Origin of the sequence: Accumulibacter sp., assembly GCF_036625195.1 — a bacterium.
Taxonomy (GTDB): domain Bacteria; phylum Pseudomonadota; class Gammaproteobacteria; order Burkholderiales; family Rhodocyclaceae; genus Accumulibacter.
Genome location: NZ_JAZKUG010000001.1, coordinates 4,459,333 through 4,479,077, shown reverse-complemented (window position 1 = coordinate 4,479,077; position 19,745 = coordinate 4,459,333). Strand labels below are relative to the sequence as shown.

Annotated in this window: 11 protein-coding genes; 5 read left to right on the top strand and 6 right to left on the bottom strand. The window is 66.8% G+C overall.

The window, feature by feature from the left end; translation table 11 throughout:
- Nucleotides 1-46: 46 nt before the first annotated feature.
- The 3 genes from V5B60_RS19785 to V5B60_RS19775 form a co-directional block, all read right to left on the bottom strand.
- Nucleotides 47-1,645 carry a methyl-accepting chemotaxis protein gene (locus V5B60_RS19785; protein WP_332349492.1) on the bottom strand — a complete coding sequence of 533 codons (1,599 nt, stop codon included), beginning with the start codon at nucleotides 1,643-1,645 and terminating at the stop codon, nucleotides 47-49.
- Nucleotides 1,646-1,784: 139 nt separating this feature from the next.
- Nucleotides 1,785-2,345, bottom strand: coding sequence for a FlgO family outer membrane protein (locus V5B60_RS19780; protein ID WP_332349490.1), 561 nt, complete (start codon nucleotides 2,343-2,345; stop codon nucleotides 1,785-1,787).
- Entirely contained in the window at nucleotides 2,342-3,073 is a 732-nt protein-coding gene (locus V5B60_RS19775) for a hypothetical protein (protein ID WP_332349489.1), read from the bottom strand. The genes V5B60_RS19780 and V5B60_RS19775 overlap by 4 nt, the downstream gene beginning before the upstream one ends.
- Before the next feature lie 432 nt (nucleotides 3,074-3,505).
- Here V5B60_RS19775 and alaS point away from each other — a divergent pair, with 432 nt between their 5' ends.
- The 4 genes from alaS (at nucleotide 3,506) to V5B60_RS19755 (ending at nucleotide 9,190) form a co-directional block, all read left to right on the top strand.
- On the top strand, nucleotides 3,506-6,121 hold the full coding sequence (gene alaS / locus V5B60_RS19770; RefSeq protein ID WP_332349486.1) for an alanine--tRNA ligase: 2,616 nt from the start codon (nucleotides 3,506-3,508) through the stop codon (nucleotides 6,119-6,121).
- Nucleotides 6,122-6,183: 62 nt separating this feature from the next.
- Nucleotides 6,184-7,218, top strand: a complete 1,035-nt coding sequence (locus V5B60_RS19765; protein ID WP_332349484.1) for a threonine aldolase family protein — start codon at nucleotides 6,184-6,186, stop codon at nucleotides 7,216-7,218.
- Nucleotides 7,215-7,700, top strand: coding sequence for an NUDIX domain-containing protein (locus V5B60_RS19760; RefSeq protein WP_332349482.1), 486 nt, complete (start codon nucleotides 7,215-7,217; stop codon nucleotides 7,698-7,700). The genes V5B60_RS19765 and V5B60_RS19760 overlap by 4 nt, the downstream gene beginning before the upstream one ends.
- A 77-nt stretch (nucleotides 7,701-7,777) precedes the next feature.
- On the top strand, nucleotides 7,778-9,190 hold the full coding sequence (locus V5B60_RS19755) for a hypothetical protein (protein ID WP_332349480.1): 1,413 nt from the start codon (nucleotides 7,778-7,780) through the stop codon (nucleotides 9,188-9,190).
- Between the two features lie 215 nt (nucleotides 9,191-9,405).
- Here the strand turns inward: V5B60_RS19755 and V5B60_RS19750 are convergent, their stop codons facing one another.
- Complete coding sequence (locus V5B60_RS19750; protein WP_332349478.1) at nucleotides 9,406-10,155, bottom strand: DUF1194 domain-containing protein; 750 nt, start codon at nucleotides 10,153-10,155, stop codon at nucleotides 9,406-9,408.
- Nucleotides 10,156-11,075: 920 nt separating this feature from the next.
- Between V5B60_RS19750 and ltrA the strand changes: the two genes are divergently transcribed.
- Entirely contained in the window at nucleotides 11,076-12,446 is a 1,371-nt protein-coding gene (gene ltrA / locus V5B60_RS19745; protein WP_332349475.1) for a group II intron reverse transcriptase/maturase, read from the top strand.
- A 100-nt stretch (nucleotides 12,447-12,546) separates the two neighbouring features.
- On the opposite strand, the gene V5B60_RS19740 is transcribed toward ltrA, so the two are convergent.
- Nucleotides 12,547-13,296, bottom strand: coding sequence for a DUF1194 domain-containing protein (locus tag V5B60_RS19740; protein WP_332349474.1), 750 nt, complete (start codon nucleotides 13,294-13,296; stop codon nucleotides 12,547-12,549).
- A gap of 290 nt (nucleotides 13,297-13,586) precedes the next feature.
- Nucleotides 13,587-19,718: a PilC/PilY family type IV pilus protein gene (locus V5B60_RS19735; RefSeq protein WP_332349471.1), complete on the bottom strand. Its 6,132-nt coding sequence runs from the start codon at nucleotides 19,716-19,718 to the stop codon at nucleotides 13,587-13,589.
- Nucleotides 19,719-19,745: the final 27 nt, after the last annotated feature.

Here is a 19,745-nt window from a genome sequence, read left to right as displayed (position 1 = left end):
GCCGGGAGCCTCCTCAGCGACATGGCGACGGTCGCGTCACCGTGGCTCAGGCGAGCTTGAAGCGGTAGGCCGTAGCCGTCAGCGTCTTGGCAAGCTGTTCCAGCTGTGCCGCCGCACTGGCGGTTTCCCGGACCGATGCCGCATTTTCCTCGCTCATCTGCGCGCTGTCCTCGATCTTGTGTGCGATCTCTTCGCTCGCCGTACGCTGTTGAAGCAGTGCGGTGCTGATGTCTTCGACCGCATCGACGATGGTTTTCGACTGTTCGCTGAGCGCGTGGACCGCTGTCTCGGCATCGCGCGACAGGTCGTCGACCTGATTCATCTGGCGCACTGCCGCATCGATGCTGTGGGCCACGTCGTGGGTCACCGTCTGGATGCGCTCGATCATTTCACCGATTTCGCGGGTGGATTGCCCGGTCCGCTCGGCCAGTTTGCGCACTTCGTCAGCGACGACGGCGAAGCCGCGCCCGAGTTCCCCGGCTCGGGCGGCTTCGATCGCTGCGTTGAGCGCCAGCAGGTTGGTCTGGTCGGCGACCTCACGGATGACGTTGACCACGGTCGAAACCTGAGTGGACAGCTCGTTCAGCTGGTTGACCTCACCCGCAGTCCGATTTACGGCGTCGATGGTCGTCCGACCGCTGTCGATCATGCGGCGGATGATCGCGCTTCCGGATTCACCGGAGGTGCTGGCCGACAGGCGAACCGATCCGGCGAGTTCCTCGATGGCAGCGACGCTGGTCGCCAGTTCCTCCACTGTCGCGGCGATGGCCACCGATGCCTCGCTCTGCCGTTCGCTCGAGACGGAGAGCTGGGAGGTACTTGCGGCCAAGCGTGCACCCATCGATGCAAGCTTGCTGCTGCTGCCCTGCAACTGGCCGGCGATCGCGCGCAGACCATCCTGCATTTCCCTGCAACTCCGCACCAGCACGGCGAACTCGTCCCTGCCGCGTGGCTCGATGTCGGTACTGAGATCGCCGGCGGCGATGCGGCGTGCGATCTCGACCACTTCATCCAGTGGGCGCACGATCGAGCGAGCAATCCAGGTTCCGGCGAGAATCAGGAGCCCCGCGGAGAGAACGGCGACCAGCACTGCGGCAATCATCGTTTGCCGTGCCGTCGCGAGAAACGTCTGCCTGGCGTCGCTCGCCTCTTGGCCCATCGATTCGGCGATACGCGCCAGATTCTCACGCACGTCGCGCACCGCCGCGTCGGCCTTGGCATCGACTTCACGGATCGGCTCCACCACTTGATTCTGGGCGGACAGAGCGGGAAGGAGTTCGTCGTGGAAGAGACGGCGCAAGACTTGCAGTCCCTCCCGCGCCCTTTGCACGTCGGCCTTCTCCTGCGCCGTGTCGGCATCTCGGGCGAGCGCCTCAAGATCACGGGCTGCTGTCTGGTCGAGCGCCTGCAACGAAGTCCTGGCGGCGACGAGGTCGCGGTTGATGACGGTGTCCGCGATGATCTGGTAATACCGGACGCCGAGCCAGGAGGCTTCACCGGCGATCGATTGCGCCCGGTTGCGCTCGCTGCTCTCCACCTGCGATGCCTTCAGCAGCGAGATGCCGAACAGGGCGACCGCGATCGCCGACGCCAGCGCGATGATCGCCACGAGAATCAGAGTCATGAGGCGATGTCGGACACTCATTGCTTCTCCCTTCCCTCAAGCCATGATAAAAAGGGTGACGATAAAAAGGGTGACAGTATATTAAACCGGTTCAGATCCGATCCGCAGCTTTCCGTCAGACGGGGGAGCCGAAAAGACCGCCAGCTGGCGCGCGTCACCTTCAGCGGCTGAGGTTGCGGCCGAGCAGGGTGCGGATTTCCTGATTTGCCGGCAGGACGTAATCGTAGGCGGACAGGACGGCGTTGCTGACTGGCTGGACGATCTTGAGATTGACATAGACGGCGCTGGCGCCGAGGGCGTAGCTGCCGACGATGACCGCCTGCGCCTGGTTGGTGCGTGCGATGTCGCCGATCTCGCGCGTCAGGATCAGTTCGCCTTCACCGCGCCGCATGTAGATCGATCCGCGCAGCTTCATTTCGACCATCAGCCAGCCGCGCTGCGAGAAGCGCGCCGAAACCTGTTCGGAAATCATGCGGCCGAGCGTCGACGACAACTCCAGGGCATCGATGTTGACCACAGTGGCGACGATCAGCGGGCCGGCGGTCGGGCTGCCGCCGAACTGTGCCATCAAGGCGTCGGCGGCGCGATAATTGGCGGCGATGAGTTCGCTGTTCGCCGCCTCGGCGTAAGTGACTTCGGGTACGCGCTGGCGGGCCGTTTCGTTGGCGCAAGCGGCGGCGAGGCAGGCGATGAGGGCGGCAGCGAGCGCGGGCGCTTTCATCGGTCGCCTCCGACGGCTATGTCGTAGAGTTGCGGCGGCCCGACGTAGAGCGAAGCATCCGTGTCGGCAACGTAATAGACGTTGCTGACACGGCCGAGGTAGCGCGTGGCGTCGCTGGCGGAAACGGTGACGATCAGTTCGGTCTGCGGCGTCGGGCCGCTGGCCCAGTCGGAGGTGTTCCAGCGATAAACGTCGATGCCGCCAGCGAGAGCGGCGCCGGCGAGCCCGGCGGCTGCTGGCGCGGCATGCTTCGCCACACCGTAGGCCGCCCAGCCGCCCGCGTAGAGTACGCTGAGTGGCAAGAAGCGTGCGTCTGGCCGGTTGGGCGAGAAACGGACGGTCTGGATGTCGATGTCGAGGCCGATGGCGCCGGCGGGTGCGTGGCTGACGGCGACCTTGTGGCGCAGCAGCGCAGTGATCAAGGCCGAGTGGAAGCCCCGCGCGAAGTCGGTCTGCTGCGCTGGCCGGCGGACGAAGACGCGTGGACACGCCGGGGCGGCGGCACACGGGTCGCCAAGGCCGAGCGACGCGACGAGCGCTTCGGCGGTGGCATCGGCAACAGTCACCCAGTGGGCGGCGGCCTGCAGCTTGGGTTGGGGTGCGGTGGGGAAATTGGTTGCCAGCGGCGTTTCGCTGTACGGCGCCGTCATGCAGCCTGTCAGTGCAGCGCCGGTGATGATGATCGACGCGACCAGTGCCGTTGGCCGCACCCTGTCCAGGCCCTCCATGATGCCCTCCGTTGTTTTTCTTGCCGACGGGCGCAGTTTAGGACCAAACGCTGCCGCTTGCATCTGTTTTTCCGGCTCGACCAAGCCATTTTGTCCGTTGAGTTAATGTGAATGTGAAAGTCGCGTGCGGTGAAATCGCCCGCCATCTTCCGGAGTTGAGCGCCGAAGCGGAGCGGCAGGGCGGCAGGCAACTGCCCGGCGCAGTGCCGACTCGTCTGCGGCGCTGGCGCAGGTCGTCCCGGCCGCAGTGGTGGCGGTGCAGGCTGCCGCGAAACACTCCATCGCGGTCGCCGAATCGCTGACGAACGTCCAGCACGCCGGCGTCGACGAAGTTCCGCTGGCGCGGCAGTCAGACGGCGAATGCCGTCGCCGGTGCGACTTTCAAGTTAGAATCGCGACTCCCCGAAAACGCCCGAACGGCCACCGACGACGATGAAAAGTGCTGAAATCCGCGAGAAGTTCCTCAGGTTCTTCGAATCCAAGGGCCACCAGATCGTTGCCTCGAGTTCGCTCGTGCCACATGACGATCCGACGCTGTTGTTCACCAATGCCGGCATGAACCAGTTCAAGGACGTCTTCCTCGGCTTCGACAAGCGGCCCTACCTGCGTGCGACGACATCGCAAAAGTGCGTGCGCGCCGGCGGCAAGCACAACGACCTCGAGAACGTCGGCTACACGGCGCGCCACCACACCTTCTTCGAGATGCTTGGCAACTTCTCCTTCGGCGATTATTTCAAGCGCGACGCGATCCGCTACGCCTGGGAACTGCTGGTCGAGGTCTACAAGCTGCCCGCCGAGCGCCTCTGGGTCAGCGTCTATGCCGAGGATGACGAGGCCTACGAGCTGTGGACGCGCGACATCGGCGTGCCGCCCGAGCGCGTCGTGCGCATCGGCGACAACAAGGGCGCGCGCTACGCCTCGGATAACTTCTGGATGATGGGCGACACCGGCCCCTGCGGGCCGTGCACCGAGATCTTCTACGACCACGGCGAGGGAATTCCCGGCGGGCCGCCGGGGTCGCCGGACGAGGAGGGCGACCGCTACATCGAGATCTGGAACAACGTCTTCATGCAGTTCAACCGTGACGAAGCCGGCGTCATGCATCCGTTGCCGAAGCCGTCGGTCGATACCGGCATGGGCCTCGAGCGGACGGCGGCGGTCCTGCAGCACGTGCACAGCAACTACGAGATCGACCTCTTCGTGAACCTGATCGCCGCCGCCGCGCGCGAAACCGCGGCGACCGACCTCGCCAGCCCGTCGCTGCGCGTCCTCGCCGACCACATCCGCGCCTGCTCGTTCCTGATCGCCGATGGCGTGATCCCGGGCAACGAGGGGCGCGGCTACGTCCTGCGGCGGATCATCCGCCGCGCCATCCGGCATGGTTACAAGCTCAGCGCGCGCGCCCCGTTCTTCCATCGCCTGGTGCCCGACCTGGTCGCCGAGATGGGCGGCGCCTATCCCGAACTGCTCAGCCAGCAGGCGCGTGTCGTCGAGGTTCTGCGGCAGGAGGAGGTGCGCTTCTTCGAGACCATCGAGCATGGCATGGGCATCCTCGACAGCGAACTCGCGGCGCTGGCCGACGGCGGCGTCCTCGACGGGCGGACCGCGTTCAGGCTGCACGACACCTTCGGTTTCCCGCTCGACCTGACGGCCGACGTCTGTCGCGAGCGTGGGGTGCGGGTCGATGTTCCCGCTTTCGATGCGGCGATGGCGCAGCAGAAGCAGCAGGCGCGTGCCGCCGGCAAGTTCCGCATGGCGGCAGCGCTCGAATACAGCGGCCCGGAAACCGCCTTCCACGGGTACGAGGCGCTCGAGCACGGCGGTACGGTGCTCGCGCTCTACCGCGATGGCAGCGCCGTCGAGCAACTGGGCGAGGGCGAACTGGGTGTCGTCGTCCTCGACGAAACGCCGTTCTATGCCGAGTCCGGCGGCCAGGTCGGTGACCGTGGCGCATTGCAGGGTCCGCAGGGCATTTTCGCCGTCGAGGACACGCAAAAGATCCAGGCCGCAGTCTTCGGCCACCAGGGCGTCGTCCGGACTGGCCGCATCAGCGTCGGCGACCGGGTCTCGGCGCGCGTCGACGTCGTTGCGCGCGCCCGCACGGTGCGCAACCACTCGGCGACGCACCTGATGCACCGGGCGTTGCGCGAGGTGCTCGGCGCACACGTGCAGCAGAAGGGATCGCTCGTCGATGCCGAGCGGACGCGCTTCGACTTCGCGCACCATGCGCCGATGACTGCCGAGCAGATTCGCCGCGTCGAGGTCCTGGTGAACGACGAAATACTCGCCAATGCCGCGCGCGAGGCGGCCATCCTGCCGATCGATGAGGCCAGGCGAGCAGGCGCGATGATGCTCTTCGGCGAGAAGTACGGCGAAGAGGTGCGCGTCGTCACCATCGGCTCGTCGAAGGAACTCTGCGGCGGCGTCCATGTGCAGCGCAGCGGTGACATCGGGCTGTTCAAGATCGTCGCCGAGAGTGGCGTTGCCGCCGGCGTGCGGCGCGTCGAGGCGGTCACCGGCGATGCCGCGCTGGCGCTGGTGCAGGAGCAGCAGGCGCTGCTCAGCGAGGCCGCGGCAGCGATCAAGGTGCCGCCGGCGGAGGTACCGGCGAAGCTGGCGCAGGTCCTGGACAACGTTCGTTCGCTGGAGCGCGAACTCGCACGCCTGAAGCAGAAGCTGGCGTCGTCGCAGGGCGACGATCTGCTGGCGCAGGCGGTCGCCGTCAAGGGTGCGCATGTCGTCGCGGCGGTCGTCGACGGCGCCGACGTCAACACGCTGCGGTCGACGATCGACAAGCTGCGCGACAGGCTGAAGAGCGCCGCCGTCGTCCTCGCGTCGACCAGCGGCGAGCGCATCACGCTGATCGCCGGCGTCAGCGCCGACCTGACCGGCAAGGTCCGCGCCGGCGAGCTGGTGAACATGGTTGCGCAGCAGGTCGGTGGCAAGGGCGGCGGCCGTGCCGACATGGCGCAAGCCGGTGGCAGCGAACCGGAGAAGCTGCCGGCGGCGCTGGCCTCGGTGCGCGCCTGGGTCGAGCAGCGGCTGTGATGCGGCGCCGGCGACCGATGCCGGCAGCCGGCGGCGATCAGCGGGCCGGCTGAACGACGCCGATGCAGCATTTCGCCAGCGACAACTACGCCGGCATCTGCCCGGAGGCGCTGGGCGCGCTGTTGGCGGCGAACGACGGCCACGTCCGCTCCTATGGCGACGACGAATGGACGCTGCGTGTCGCCGACCGCCTGCGCGCCGTCTTCGAGACCGATTGCGACGTCTACTTCGTCTTCAACGGCACGGCGGCCAACTCGCTGGCACTGGCGGCGCTCTGCCAGTCGTACCACAGCGTCATCTGTCACCGCCTGGCGCACGTCGCCACCGACGAATGCGGTGCGCCGGAGTTCTTCTCCAACGGCGCCAAGCTGCTGCCGGTCGCCGGCGAGCAGGGGAAACTGACGCCGGCGGCGATCGTCGAGGCGGTGACGCGGCGCAGCGACATCCACTATCCGAAGCCGAAAGTCGTGACGCTGACACAGGCGACCGAGGTCGGCACCGTCTACCGCCCGGACGAACTGCGTGCCCTCGCCGACACGGCGCGAGAACACGGTCTGCGCGTGCACATGGATGGTGCCCGCTTTGCCAACGCCGTCGCCGGTCTCGGCGTCAGCCCGGCGGAACTGACCTGGCGCGCCGGCGTCGATGTCCTCTGTTTCGGCGGTACCAAGATGGGCTTGCCGGTCGGCGAGGCGGTGCTCTTCTTCGACCGCCGCCTGGCCGAGGACTTCGCCTATCGCTGCAAGCAGGCCGGGCAACTGGCGTCGAAGATGCGCTTCCTGTCGGCGCCGTGGCTCGGCATTCTCGAAGACGGCGCGTGGCTGCGGCATGCGGCGCACGCCAACGCGATGGCGCGCCGGCTGGCCGGTGGGCTGGCCGAGGCGACCGGCTGGCCGGCGATCTTTCCGGTGCAGGCGAACGGTGTCTTCGTGCACCTGCCGGAGCCTGTCGAGGCCGGGCTGCGCGCGCGCGGCTGGCTGTTCTACGACTTCATCGCCGCCGGCGGCAGCCGTTTCATGTGCGGCTGGGACACCGCGCCGGAGACGGTCGATCGCCTGCTCGCCGACATCCGCGAACTGGCGGCGGGCGGCGAATGAGCGACTGGCGTTTCTGCCCGCGTTGCGCCGCGAGGCTCGTCGCCGGCGACGAAGGCGGTCGCCGGCGGCAGGTCTGCGAGGCCGGCTGCGGCTTCGTCCATTGGGACAATCCGGCGCCCGTGTTGGCGGCTCTGGTCGAGTACGAGGGGCGCATCCTGCTCGCCCGCAACCGTGCCTGGGCGCCCGGCGCCTTCGGCCTGATCAGCGGCTTCCTCGAACGCGACGAGGATCCGGCAGCCGGCGTCGCGCGTGAAGTGCGCGAAGAGCTGGGCCTGAGCAGTGGCGCGGCGACGCTGATCGGCGTCTATCCGTTCGCGCGCCGGCACGAGGTGCTCATCGCCTACCATCTGCCGGCGCACGGCGAGATCCGGCTGAACGAGGAACTCGCCGAGTTCCGGCTGATCGCTCGCGAGAAGCTCAAGCCCTGGGGCTTCGGCACCGGGCTGGCGGTCCGCGACTGGCTCGCGTGGCCGCGTCGCTGAGCGTCCGCGCCACCGTCGCCAACGCGGACGGTCGTACTGCCGTTGCCGCGGGTGCTCGGGCGGCGGCCGCGAAGCCGATGCCCGACTTGCAGCCGGGGCCTGGCCGGCGCGCGACGCCGCTGCGGGTGTTCGCCGCACCGCTCCTCGCACTGCTGCTCGGCGCCACGGCGATGCCGGGGCTGGCGCGCGACGCCGTACCCGACCCGTGGCGGATCGTCGGAGAAATCCTGCGCCAGGGCGGGCCGCCGGCGCCGGATCGGCGGCGGCCGCGGGCGGCGGAGTCCAAGGTCGAGGCTGCCGAGCTGTGGGATGCCGTGCTGACGCGAATCATCAAGCACGTCGCGGCCGGGTCGGACGACGCCGCCCGGCGGCAGCGCTTCCTGCTTGTCCTGCTCAGCGGTCGCCACGACGGGGTGGCGTTGCTGGCGAGCGAGGCACCGGTTCCCGAGCCTTTGCGCGCGCTGTTCGTGTCGAGCTGGGAGCGGCTGGCGCCGGAGTTGCGGCATCTGGCGAAGGATCTCGATCGCCAGGCGGCACAATCGCTGCGCGCGCTGATCGACGCCGGTGATGCGCTGCAGGCGGCGCCGGCGCTCGGCGAGGCGTTTGGTTTGCGGGTGACGCCGCAGGCACTGCGCGAGCTGGCCCGTCTGATCCTGCCGGCCGGCGCCGGCGATCCGCTGGCCTACGACCTCGCGCTCGACCCGGAGCTGCGCCTGCTCTTCGGCTTCGGCGCGCCGCTGCCGCCAGCGCAGCCGAGCCCGCTGCTCGGTGCCAGCCCGCCGGCAGGCCGGGCTGGCGGCCATTGGCTCATGGCTGCGGCCCATGGTGCGCCGGTGGCGGTGGCGCCGGTGATCGACCTGGAGGCGGCAGCCCTGGCGCAGCGGCTGAACAACTGGCTGCCGACACGCAGCGATCTGGCGGAGTACCTGCCGGCGATGCGGACGCTGTTGCAACGGACCGCCGACGCCACGCTGCAACAGCGAGAGACCGCCGGACGGGCGATCGAGCCGCCGTTTCATGGGCTCTACCGCCACCTGGTCCTGGCCACTGCCTGGCAGGAGAGCTGCTGGCGCCAGTTCGTCCGCCGGCAGGGGAAAGTGCAGCCGATCCAGTCGGGGATCGGCGCCGTCGGCCTGATGCAGGTCTACCCGCGCGTTTGGCGCGGCTTCTATGACGTTGCCGGGTTGCACGGGGATGTCGGCTACAACGGCCGCGCGGGCGCCGAGATTCTGCACCACTACCTGCGCGACTATGCGCTGGCGAGAGCCGAGCAGCCCGATGCGGCCGATGTCGACGACCTGGCACGGGGCACCTACGCGGTCTACAACGGCGGGCCGGGACACCTCACACGCTTCCGCCAGCCGAAGCAGCGCGCCGATCTGCGGCAGATCGACGAATCCTTCTTCCAGAAGTACCTGGCGGTGAAGGAGGGCAAGGAATTGGAAGTCGGCAAGTGCCTCGGTGGCGGCGATCGGCGCGGCGGGAAGTGAGCGGGCCGCGGGCGGCGTGCGCCCGATGGCGTCTTCCGGACCAGTGTCCGGCCTTGCGTCGGGCGTGGCTGGCGGCGATTGCAGGTGCCCGTGATCGCCCGCATGGAGCAGGAGCCGCCGCACTGCGCTGGTCACGGCCGCAGGCGTGGCGGCCGGTTGCAGAATGAAAAAGGCCGGCAACCCGAGGGTGCCGGCCCTTTCGCTGCGAACTGCGATCAGGAACGCTGCTTGCGGCGCAGGCCTGCGACACCGGCCAGCGCGAGGCCGGCGAGGGCCAGCGAACCCGGCTCGGGAGCACCGGTGATCTCGCGACCGATCTTGGTCTCGACGGCGCCGGCGAAGGCGGCGAAGTCGTTGGCCGGGATGACGAAGGAACCGGCGCCGCCCTGGATGTTGGCGGCGTACCATGCGGCAAGACCGGCGCCACCGATCGGCAGACCGTTGATTGAGTTGACGCCGCCGGCGAGGGCGTTGTTGCGAGCCGTCGCGGTATTGGCGCCGTCGTTCTCTTCGCCGTCACCCGAAACGTCGATGACCTGGCGGCCGTCAAAACTGTTGGTGAACAGCGGAGCGGCAAAGTTGATCGCGCTGCCCGGAGCGGTCAGGCCGCTGAACTGGCGGGCCGTGCCGGCGATGGCGGCGGCAAAGGCGTTCGCGTCGGCAGCCGTCTGCAGGTGCGTCCATCCGACCGTCTGCGCCTGCTCGCCGGCGCCCGACCACTCGACGAAGGTGACGGCGATGCCCTTGCCACCGGTGAAGTTCTCGATCAGGTTCTGGATGCTGGCGCTCTGGAAGGCCTGCACGTAGCCGCCCTTCTGCAGAGCGTACTCGGTGCCGTCGACGCTGCCCGAGACGTCGATCAGGAGAGCCAGTTCGACGGCGACGTCGGTGGCTTGGGCGGCCGGCATGTAAGCGGCGCTGACTGCAACGGCCGCGACGGCCAGTGCCTTGCTGATTTTGTTCATGTTGTCCTCACTTGAGTTGGTTGGTTCGGGAAGAACATTTCGTCCCGCGATCTATCTAAGCAGAAACCGTGCCAACCATCGAATGAGTCAATCAAGCAACGGATTTAGAACCTTTTCCAACTCCGGAACCGGCTTTCCCGGAGTCGCCGTCGCGGGGGAGTGTAAAAAGTTTCGACATCGGGCCGTGGCGTGGCGGCTGTCGCTGGAGGCTTGCGGCGATGCGGCGGGAGCAAGGAGCGCCTCCTGCCGGAGCAGTGGGGAACCGGTGCCATGGGCTCGCTGGCCCTTCCGGGCCACGACGGGTGGCGCGTGTCGGGCGATCGAGCCGTCGTTGCCGTAGGGGACATCGACCGCCACGTGCGGCTGGCCACCGCCTGGCAGGAGCGATGCTGGTGCCCGTTCGTTCGCCGTCAGGGGAAAGAGTGATTGTCCGGACGGAGCGGGCGGGAGCTGCAGGACTCCGCTGGTCACGGCCGCAGGCGTGGCGGCCGGTTGCAGAATGAAAAAGGCCGGCAACCCGAGGGTGCCGGCCTTTTCGCTGGTGCGCCCAGCATGGGCGCACTCTTGCGGGTGCAAGTCCCGCCGTAAGTTGATCACAGCGAACGAAGCGAAGCGCAACTGCCTGAGGGCGACCGATGGTGGGAAGGAAGCGTGGAGCGAAACTGCGAGCCGATGAACAAGAACCGGATAGAAGGCGCTGCCGAGCAGGGCGAGCGGGCCAGAGACCGCGAAGCTCTCGTGATCAAGGCGAAGTGGCGTAGATTCGGCGGCTGTGCAGGGAAGGAGTGCGTTCTTACCTGGGGAGCTCTCGCCTTACGGCTGAAAGGCCGACGGAGACAAGCCGGAGCGAGAAGTCAGCAGAGGCCATAGTAGCCGCCGGTAGCGGGCGAAGGGTCGAACGAGTAGGAGGGCCGACGGCCATGTTGCTTGGAAGTGCAATGCATCAGAAGCTCGGGCAACCGGGGCGCAAGGTGGGAGGGCGAGGTGAAGCCAAGCCCGAAGCGTTGCGTGATGAAGCACGGCCGGCGCGACAGGGACTCGAAGGTTCAGGGCGAGATGACCTGCTCACGCAGGCGCTCGCGAGCGCGAACATGGTAATGGCGTGGAAACGCGTCAAAGCCAATCGCGGCAGTGCTGGGGTGGATGGACGGACGATTGTCGAGACGGCGGCGTACCTGAGAACGCACTGGCCGGGGATTCGGGAGGCATTACTGAACGGCAGTTACCGGCCTGAGCCAGTGCGGCGCGTACAGATTCCGAAGAGCGGTGGCGGGATGCGGGAATTGGGGATTCCGACGGTGACGGATCGGCTGATCCAGCAAGCCCTGCTGCAGGTCTTGCAGCCGATGATTGATCCGACGTTCTCCGAATACAGCTTCGGCTTCCGACCCGGACGCCGTGCGCACGACGCCGTGCTCACGGCGCGGCGCTACGTGCAGGACGGTTACCGGATGGTGGTCGATGTCGATTTGGAGAAGTTCTTCGACCGGGTCAATCACGACATTCTGATGGAACGGTTATCGAGGCGAATCGACGACAAGGCCGTGCTGCGGCTGATTCGTCGTTACCTTGTGGCCGGCATCATGGATGGCGGCGTGGTCATGCAGCGGTACGAGGGGACGCCGCAAGGCGGCCCGCTGTCGCCGCTGCTGGCTAATGTGTTGCTCGACGAGGTGGATCGTGCGCTGGAAACGCGTGGTCATCGTTTCGTTCGCTATGCCGACGACTGCAATGTCTATGTGCGCAGTCGGCAGGCCGGTGAGCGGGTACTCAATGGGCTGCGCCGACTCTATGAGCAACTTCACCTGAAGGTGAATGAAGCCAAGACGGCGGTTGCACCGGCATCTGGTCGCAAGTTCCTGAGCTTTAGCTTCTGGTATGGTCCAGGTGGCCAAGTGAAATGCCGGGTTGCCGACAAGGCAAAAGAAACCTACAAGCAACGCATCCGACAACTGACGCGTCGCTCGGGCGGGCGTAGCCTGCCGGACGTAGTGGAACGGCTCCGGACTTACATGCCGGGCTGGAAGGGATACTTTCAGCTTGCGCAGACGCCGAAAGTGTTCCGCGAACTCGACGAGTGGTTGCGTCACCGGTTGCGTGCTCTGCAACTCAAGCACTGGCGTCGGGGTACGACGATGTATCGGGAATTGCTGGCGTTGGGTGCTGCTAAGCCGGATGCCCATCGGATCGCCGCAAACAGCCGTCGATGGTGGCGTAACAGCTGCTTCGCGCTGAATCGTGTGATGCCGATCGCTTACTTCGACCGACTCGGCGTGCCGCGTCTCTCATAACCTCAACTACTTGAACCGCCCGGTGCGGACCCGCATGCCGGGTGGTGTGGCAGGGGAACGGTCAGGTACTCTGACCGCCCCTATGCCGATCGAACTGCGATCAGGAACGCTGCTTGCGGCGCAGGCCTGCGACACCGGCCAGGGCGAGGCCGGCGAGGGCCAGCGAACCCGGCTCGGGAGCGCCGGTGATTTCGCGACCGATCTTGGTCTCGACGGCGCCGGCGAAGTCGGAGAACTGCGATACTCCGATGACGAAGGCGTTGGTTCCGCCCTTGATGTTGGCGTCGTACCAAGCGATGAGACCAGCACCACCGATGGCCAGACCGTTGATTGCGTTGACACCGCCGACGAGGGCGTTGTTGCGAGCCGTCGCCGTATTGGCGCCGTCGTTCTCTTCGCCGTCGCCCGAAACGTCGATGACCTGGCGGCCGTCAAAACTGTTGTTGAACAGCGGAGCGGCGAAATTGATCGCGCTGCCGGGGGCGGTCAGGCCGCTGAATGCACGAGCCGTGCCGTTGACGGCGGCAGCGAAGGCGTTGGCGTCGGCAGCAGTCTGCAGGTGCGTCCAGCCCACCAGTTGAGCCTGCTCGTTGGCGCTCGACCATTCGATGTAGGTCACGGCGATGCCCTTGCCACCGGTGAAGTTCTCGATCAGGTTCTGGATGCCGGCGCTCTGGAAGGCCTGCACATAGCCACCCTTCTGCAGAGCGTACTCGCTGGCGTCGACGCTGCCCGAGACATCGATCAGGAGAGCGAGTTCGAGAGCCACGTCGGTGGCTTGGGCGGCCGGCATGTAGGCTGCGCTCACTGCAACGGCCGCGACGGCCAGTGCCTTGTTGAGTTTTTTCATGTTGTCCTCTCTTCAGTTGGTCAGTCCGGGAAGAACGCTTCGTCCCGCAAAGAAAAGAAAGCAGTTACCGTGCCAGATTTCACAGACTCTTTCCAGTATGTTGATTTAAAAATTGATAAGATATGGGCTCGGTTCGTCCAGGCGGTGTCCAGGAAGCTCGGTGTAAAGATTTCCGACACTCTGCAGCGACGCGGTGGGTGTCGCCGGGGACTTCGGCGACTGCGGTGACCAAAAAAAGGAAAGCCGCTTGCGCGGCTTTCCGTTGGTGCAGGATCGGGCGGGATCGGGCGCTACTGCTCGGTGACCAGCTCGCGCCACGAGACGCGGCGGGTGTCGAGCGGCGATGGCGCCGTCGGCACCGGCGTGCTGATGGTGCCGGGGGCGTCGGTCCGGATCAGTTCCTTGATCGTGCCGTCGACCAGCCGGATGACGCTGGGCGTGCTGCTCAGATAATCGCCGAGCCGGATGCCGGAGAGGCCGCTGGTGCCGTCGACCGGGCTGCCGCCGCTGTAGTCGAAGAAGTAGGCGAAGCTGATGCCGACCGGAACGCAGGCACCCAGCGTCGGCGTATTGGTGTTCAGCGCCAGCGTGCCGAGTTGCAGGCGCAGTTCGGTATTGACGCGCTCGCCAGCGACCGGGAAGTCGGCGTACCAGCCGTCGTTGACGTCGAAGTCCACCGGGTTGCTGGTGCCGAGAACGATCGGCCGGCCGGCCGTGCAGAACGGGTTGCCCGTCGGGCAGGTCGCCGAGGTGAGCGTCTGGGCGACGAAATCGCCAGGCGGCGGTGTCGTCTGTGGCGGGCTGAGCGGCCGCGGGCTGCCGTAGTCCTCGTCGAGCAGACGGTCCTTGATGGCGTAGATCGTCTGCGTCTGCGTCGTCGCCAGGTCGTCGGTGCCGAGCAGTTGTCCGGTCCCAACGTACACGACGGCGTGCGGGCCGACCTTGCCGAGTTCCGGCCGGGTGGTGATCGGCTGCGCGACACCCGACGGATCCTTCAGCGTGGCGAGGCGCTGTACGTCGTACACCGGCGTTGCGGGCGGGACGGCGGGCACCGGGATGTCGCCATTGACGTCGAAGCGCCAGAGGTTGCCGAGCTGGTCGCCGCCATAGACGCGCTGCGCGGTGTTGTTGGCGTCGGGGAAGTTGGCCCAGGCCGAGATGCGCGACAGGCCGCTCGGCGTCGTGGTGTCGCCGGCACCGGTCGAGATCGTGCGCAGCAGCGTGCCGTCGCTGGCCCGGATGATGAACAGGTGGCCACCGCCGTCACCCGGCGACAGGTTGTTGTATCCCGAGGTGACGACGACCACCCAGGTGCCGTCCTTGAGCTTCGTGATCACCGGGTTGCCATAGCTGTAGCCGAGGTCGTTGTGGGTGAATTCCCACAAGGCCTTCGGCGCTGCCGGGTTGGTGATGTCGAGCGCGTAGTAGCCGCGGCCACCGTTGTTCAGGCCGCCGACGAGGATCGTCTTCCAGACGGTCGGCAGCGACCCGGACGCGGGCGTCGCGCAGTCACTGACGCAGATGTCGCCGACCACCGGCGTGCCATCGACGGTGAACTGGTGCATGTTCTGCGCCCCGTAGTTCTTGTCGGCGAGCTTGAACAGGCGCGAGAGGACCGCGCCCGGCACGTAGGCCCACGCCTCCTCGCCGGTGCTGGCGTTGAAGGCGTGCAGCATGCCGTCGTTGGCACCGACATAGACCATCGCGGTGCGGCTCTGGTTGGCGGTCTTGAAGCCGGCGTAGTTGTAGTCGACGTAGTTCCACGGCGATCCCTGGACGTACACCGCTTCCGAACCGACGATGTCGCCGAGGATGTGGGTCCTTTGGCGATAGTACTTGCCGAGGTCGGCAATCGGCCCCTCGTTGCTCTTGTCGCCGCGGATGAAGTTGAGCAGGTTCTCGCCTTCGGCGCTGGCCTTCGCCGTGCTCGTCAGGCAGGTCGTGCCGATGCTGCAGAGCTGCGTCAGGGTGTCGATGTGCGGCGACAGGAAATTGTTCTTCTGGCTCGTGCTGAGATTCGCCCAAAGGAAGAACTTGAGATTGTCCACGCCGCTGCCGGAACTGTTGCCACCGGCTTCGAACAGGTAGATCGTGCGTGCGGTATGGGTTGCTGCCGAGACCTTGGTGTCGAGCTGTGCCTGCGCCGACCAGGCCGGGGTGCTCGAGATGGCGCCGGTCGTGCCGTCGATCGTCCGCTTGACGATGTCGCCCGACCACTCGCCGACGCGGAAAGAGACCTCGAAAATCTCGTTGCTGCCCGGCGCGAGATTCGCGGTGGTCACCGTCACGGCGGCGAGGGCGCCGTCGCGGACGGTGACCGTCTGCAGCGCGCCACTGATGCCGGCGGCGAGCGACGATGGGTCGGTCGCGCTGAAGTAGGTGCCGCGGCCATTGACCGCCGCATGCCAGAGGTCGTCGATGTTGCTCTGCGTGTTGCTCTCCGGTTTCGGCCAGTTGCACTCGCCGATCGTCTGCCAGGGGCAGATGCCGGTGCTCGGGTCGGCGACGAGACCGAGCTTGACGCTGTTGAAGTCGCCACTGGCAGCGGTCAGGTAGTCGGCCTGGTACTGCATCAGGCCGGAGGCGCCGAGACCGAGGGTGTAGGTGCTCATGTACTGCCGCGGATACTTGGTGTCGTTGGTGCACACATTGTTCTGCGTCGTCACGCCGCCGGCGACGACCGGTCCGCCGGTGCAGCGATCGGGGGTCTGCGACGGGTCGCGCAGGTCGGTCTTCCAGTAGTACTCGGCGACGTCGGCGAGGGTGTCCGCGGTCGCACCCAGGGCGACGATCGGGCAGGTCGTCTCGACGTAGTTGTTGGCCGCAGTGGCGGGTTCGGGGGTACAGGAGGCGACGTCGACCGGACCGACGGTGTCGGTGCTGCAGCTGGTGACGACGCCGGTGCCGGAGGTTCCCGGCGTACAGCTGGCGACGAACTGCGAGGTGGGCGGCGGCACCACGTACTGGCAGCTGGTCGTCAGGCCGGCGACGGTACCGGGGGTGCAGGAGGCGACGTTCGTCCAGCTGCCAATGATTGGCCAATCCCGGCACTGCTGGGTGGCACTGGGGCTGCAGGTGCTGGCGTTCACCCAGGGATTGGGCCAGCTCGTCTGGCATTCGCGCGAGCCGCTGACCGGCGTGCAGGACGCCACTGCCGACCACGGGGTCCACGTCGTCTGGCACTGCCGGGCGACGCCGACGCTGTAGCTTGTCGGACCCGTCGACCGCGCCACCGCGGTGCAGGAGCCGGTGTCGGTGTAACCACTCCACGCCGTGTACTGGCACTGCCTGAGCAGGGAAGAGGTGGACGAGACGGTGCAGGAAGTCGCGTCGACCCATGCATTCGGCCAGGTCGGTTTGCATTCCCTGGCGAGCGCCACGGTGTAGTTCGTTGGTCCAGGAGACTTGTTTACTGGGCTGCATGAGGCAACGTTGCTATAGCCCGACCACGCGCCATAGCTGCATTGCTGGGTCGACGAAACGGTACACGAAGGCATCGGGTTCCAGTTGGTCCAAGTCGTCTGGCATTGGGTCGTTGCGTTGGCGGTGCAACTGGCGGTATTGGTGAAACTCGTCCAGCCCATCTGACACTCCACTACGGTGGTGTAGGTCGGACCCGTCGAGGGCGCTACGGCACTGCAGCTCAGGACGTTCGACCAGCCGCCGGGGTTGCTGGGGGTGACACCGTCCCAGATGCCGGTGTACTGGCACTGTTTCCGGGTGCCACCGGTGGTGACCTCGGTGCAGCTTCCACTGAAGGGACTGCTCCATGATCCGTAGGCGACTTGGCATTCGACCGGGCTCGTCACGCTGTAAGGCGATGCGGTCGAGGCGGGATTGGCGGTACAGCTGCTGACGTTGTTCCAGCCGGTCCAGAGGTACTGGCATTCGACGGTCGACGAACTGGTGCAGCTGCCGCTGGCGTTGGTCCACGGGGTCCACTGGTTGCTCAGGCACTCGCGCGCGAGACCGACGGTGTAGTCCGGTCCCGAAGACTGCGCTTGCGCGGTGCACGAGCTGACGTTGCTGTAGGCCGTCCAGCTGTCGTAACGGCAATCGACGGTCGGCGATCTGGTGCAGGACGAGGCATTCACCCACGGATTCGGCCAAGTCGTCTGGCAGTCGACCGCCGTTCCGACCGTGTAGTTGGTCGGTCCAGGGGATTTGGCGATCGCGGTGCAACTGGCGGCATTCACCCACGAGGGCGAGGTGTACTGGCACTGCGAGTCGGTGGTGTAGAGCGTCGCCTCGCTGTCGAGACCGGGGTTGACGAGCACCGCTCCGCCGGCCGCGACCGAGCAGCTCGCAACATCGGTCCACGCGGTCTGCGACAATACCCGGCACTCGGTACGATTGGTGCCGGTGGCGCCCTTGGTGAGTTGCGAACACGAGGTCGTGTCGGTCCAGGTACTCCAGGTCGTGCCGGCGTTCGTCGACGTACGCTGTTGCACCTGCGTCACCCGCTGCTGCAACTGGTAGGTCTTGCTCTGCAGCTGCGCCGTCATGCTCTGCAATTGTGCGGTGCGGGTCTGCATCTGCGTCTGCGATCGCGTCTGCAGCGTCCCGGTTCTCTGCTGCAGCGGGCCGGTTCGGCTCTGCAGCAACATCCGTCGCCGTTGCAGTTGCGTCAGCGTGCTGGTCTGTGCCTGCGTGAAGGTGCTGCCACCAAGTTCCGAGGTTCGGGTCTGCCATTGGCCGTCCATGCTCTGCAGGCGGGAAGTGCTCTCCTGCGGCTGCGTGAAGGTTTTTTCCTCGACTAGTGCGTCCAATCTCTGCAACTGGCTCCTCGTCTCCTGTGCCTGCGTCGCCTGCGTCGGCGTCTGCGTTTCGGTGATCTGCGTCGTGATCCTCTGCTGCTTCCACGGGCCGCCGTCGAGTTGCGGGCGCACCTCGAGACCCGGGCCGTCCTGGTCACCGACGGCGGTGGTGCCGTCCCACTGGAAACCGGCGCCCTGGTTCCAGTAGCCGTCGGTGGACAGCAGCGTGACGTTCGGCTGGCAGTAGAACTGCACCGGATCGACGACGCTGACGCCGTTGAGCGTGCTGCCGTTGAGGCGGCCGGCGTAGAGGCGGCCGGCGTTGGCCAGCGCGACGCGCAGCGGCGTGTTCTGGTTCGGGACGGCGGCGAACACCTTGTCGTACCAGGCTTTCTTCTGGGTGGCGCTGAAGGTGTCGATGTTCTGGAAGTCCAGCGTCGTGTTGTTGTTGATGCTCATGTAGCCGATGCGGTACGAGCTGCCGATCGGCTGGAACGACAGGCTGCTGGCGGTCTTCATCGACTGCATGCGGGTGCGGTAATAGGCCCACCAGTTGGCGTAGTTGGTCATCTCCTCGGCGTTGGTGCACGGGTCGGCGGCACAGTCGCTGCGCGTCGCCGCCTTGGCCGGCAGCGTGACGCTGGGGGTGATGACGGTCAGCAGGTTCTCGCCGGGGGCGAGGTTGCTCGCCGGCCGGGCGAAGGCGGTCGCGCTCAGCGTCATCGTTCCGGTTTGCGTCAGGACCGGCGTCGCGCTGCTGAGGCCCGGCGCGCTGATCGTCACCGTGTCGCCGACGGCGACGGCGCGGTAGCCGACGACCTGGCACGGCGAGACCAGGGTGAAGCTGCAGGCGTTGATCGCGCTCTCGATGTAGCCGGCGAGCAGCGCCGGACTGCTCGTCGCCGGCGTCGCCGCCGAGAGGATCTGCTGGCCGCCGACGGTGATGCTGCTGACCGAGGTGCTGCTGCTGCCGCTGATGCTGAGGACGCTGGCGCGCGGCGCCGGCATGCGCGGGAAGTTGTACGGGATGTTGGTCGGCGTCGCCGGCGGTCCCGGGTTGGGGTCGATCTGCGTCGCCTGGCAGGCGCCGGCGGTGGGTGTCGCGGCGGTGGCATCGGCGGCCGTGCGGCACCAGCGCAAGCGCGCCGCGACCGGATAGGTGGCGCTCGGCGCGGTGGCGGCGACACAGGTCTTCATGCTCTGGTTGGTGCAGTACTCGCCGGCCACCGTCGTGTAGTAGTAAGCGATGCCGATCAGGTTGCTGCGCCCGGTGCTCTGCACGCCGTAGCCGTCATCCTTGACCGAGGTCCAGGCGCTGGTGTTGGCCGAGGTCTGGCTGGGGTAGGTGGTGGTGTCGGGCGCACCGCTGGCGTCGAAGTACTTCGGCGGCAGGTAGGTGATCGCCGGATTGTAGGCGAGGCCGTTGAAGCCGGCGTTCTTCGCCTGGTGGAGACCGGCGGCGAGGCCCGCCCAGTCGGGCAGGTAGTCCCAGTCCATGCTGCCCGAGTCGTCGAGGACGAAGAGGATGTTCGGTGCGATCTCGACCGACGAGGCGCCCGAGATCGGCGAGTTGGCGAGTTGCGTCGGCGCTGCCAGGACGTTGCCGCCGAGCATCAGCATGCTCAGCAGGGCGATCGAGCGGATGGTGCGGATGGCGGTGGTCATGGCAAGCTCCTCGTGAAACCCCCTGCA